Source organism: Gluconobacter sp. P1D12_c (assembly GCF_018812105.1).
Lineage (GTDB): Bacteria > Pseudomonadota > Alphaproteobacteria > Acetobacterales > Acetobacteraceae > Gluconobacter > Gluconobacter oxydans_A.
Genome location: NZ_JACSIQ010000051.1, coordinates 1 through 1924 on the forward strand (window position 1 = coordinate 1; position 1924 = coordinate 1924).

The following is a 1924-nucleotide window of genomic DNA, read 5'->3' on the forward strand; positions in this document are numbered from 1 at the left end:
CAGGTGTCAGGCCCGCGTCTGCTGCAGGGCCGCACGCGACCCCGCATCAGCCGCAAGCCTGCCCCCTTTGCTCAGGACGCTCCGGGCTTGACGGCCTGTCCCGTCGCCCGTCTTGGCCGGTGGCAGGATGGGCTCAGGAAAACGCCACCGTCGTTCCACTCTCGTCGCCGTCAATGTGCTCGCCGCACGGGCAGGATGGGTCTAGGAAAACGACAGGTATTCATGAAGTAATCAAGAAATCTTTTTACTTGTCATGCAAAAATAAAGCGCGTTTTATGGCGCTTTTCCGCGTTTTTTATCTTGTAATGAAAGGCCGAAAAGGCTATCTTTTACTTGTCGAGAGGGATTGGTCCTCAAGACAAAGCGCCCCGAACGGTGTGTCACCACCGAACGGGACTTCGCTAGACTAGAAAGGGTATTTTCATGTCCGACGCAGCAACCACAATCGCACCGAAGGCCCAGAACCGCAAGGCTGCAAACAAGGCCAGCCCCGCCGCCGTCCGCCGTTTTAACGAAGCCCGCGAGCGCACCAAGGCCATTTCTGCTCCCACGCTGGCAGACGTCATGCGCCTTGCCCCCAACGACGACAAGATTGCCGCTATCGTTCAGCATTTCGGTTTCGAGGCTGGCGATTATGACGAGCTGATGGGGGCCGGTCTCAGCATGATCCGCGACCAGTACACGCTTCTTGAGGACGTTCTGGTGGTTATCGACTTCCGGGGAGAGCGCAATTTCAAGGCCATGGAAATGCACCTTGGCCGCATCGTGGACGGCATGGTCCGCTCTGCTTACGGCGCCGCCAATTTTTACGAGAACAAGCGCCAGATTGCCCGCGACGAACAGAACTCTTTCAGCAACGAAAGCCGCGACGAAGACCGCCAAGGCATCGACGGCGGGGAAAACCGCGTTGACCGCGCCGTTCGCTTTGCAGCAGCGCAGGCCCCGAAGGCTTACGCGCTCGCCGTCATGGCTCAGGGCGCATGTGACGCCTACCGCGAACTGTTCGGAGAAGACTGGAAGCCTTACGTCAAGGACAATGGCCGCACCCTCACAGAGAACGTCCGCGCCGCACAGTGGGGGGCGGTTCTCTAACCCCCACAGGCCGGGCCAGCAGGTCCGGCCACCCACCGGGGCCGCGCTGACGGCCTCGGCTCTGCCCTCGGCCTCTTCTCCCGTTCGCCCTTTTTATTCCCCGTCGTTTTTTCCAGGTAGGCGGACGCGCCTCGTCGGCGCGGAGTGTTTTGCCCCCAATGCTCGCCCCCCACAGGGGGGCTGCGCCAGGAGCATGCCCGTTTCAGTAATTCTCAATCGCGTTCGATAGCAGATCCAGAAACCATCCAGTCATGCCGGAAATGAACGCAGCCTCAAGGCAGGTCATGCCATCCTTTTCATGGCCCATTAGCGCTGCTCCAAGCGCCATCGCTCCAAGCAGCGCCGTCAAAGGGACAGCGAGGAAAAGACCATAGCGCGTGCTGCGTCTAACCCATCCCATGGCCGTGTCGAAGACGGCTCTTGTCAGTGAGTGAACGAGGGAAGTTGCGCCATAACCGCTTTCAGATCCGTCTTGCGTCGCCGAGACGGCAGTCTTGAATAGAATCTGAACCACGAAAAGGGCTGTAAAATAAGGCCATACAGTAGGAAAGTTAGGCATCGTCTCGATCTCCGGACGCTAAACACTGGCTCGTTCCGGGCGCAGTTCGGTTTTATGGCGTCGAAGAAATCATGTGAGAACAGTTTGCGACTGAAAACGTTATTCAGAGTCAATTTCCCGAACCAGAAGCAAAAGAAGGATCGGGGCGGCCCTGACGGGTTCGTTCACCCTATTCCGCTAGGCTCCTGCGTCGCCAAGCTCCACCGAGCCACAGGGTCCAGCCGCCCTTGGTCGGGCGTCTGGCCCCTGCGTCTCGGCCCTTCCGGGTAACGG

At 59.1% G+C, this 1924-nt stretch carries 3 protein-coding genes; 2 read left to right on the forward strand and 1 reads right to left on the reverse strand.

What is annotated here, in order from left to right:
• Positions 1 to 231: hypothetical protein (locus KP705_RS15390; protein WP_215764772.1), on the forward strand; the 231-nt coding region annotated here is incomplete at its 5' end.
• 192 nt (positions 232 to 423) lie between these two features.
• Positions 424 to 1092, forward strand: a complete 669-nt coding sequence (locus tag KP705_RS15395) for a hypothetical protein (protein WP_215764773.1) — start codon at positions 424 to 426, stop codon at positions 1090 to 1092.
• Positions 1093 to 1294: 202 nt separating this feature from the next.
• On the opposite strand, the gene KP705_RS15400 is transcribed toward KP705_RS15395, so the two are convergent.
• Positions 1295 to 1651 (reverse strand): hypothetical protein, encoded by a 357-nt coding sequence (locus KP705_RS15400; RefSeq protein WP_215764775.1) that lies wholly within the window; start codon positions 1649 to 1651, stop codon positions 1295 to 1297.
• Positions 1652 to 1924: the final 273 nt, after the last annotated feature.

What these genes read in the sequence shown, in the direction of transcription:
- KP705_RS15395 (WP_215764773.1), top strand. Translation starts at nt 424, where the DNA reads ATGTCCGACGCAGCAACCACAATCGCACCGAAGGCCCAGAACCGCAAG.
- KP705_RS15400 (WP_215764775.1), bottom strand. Translation starts at nt 1,651, where the DNA reads ATGCCTAACTTTCCTACTGTATGGCCTTATTTTACAGCCCTTTTCGTG.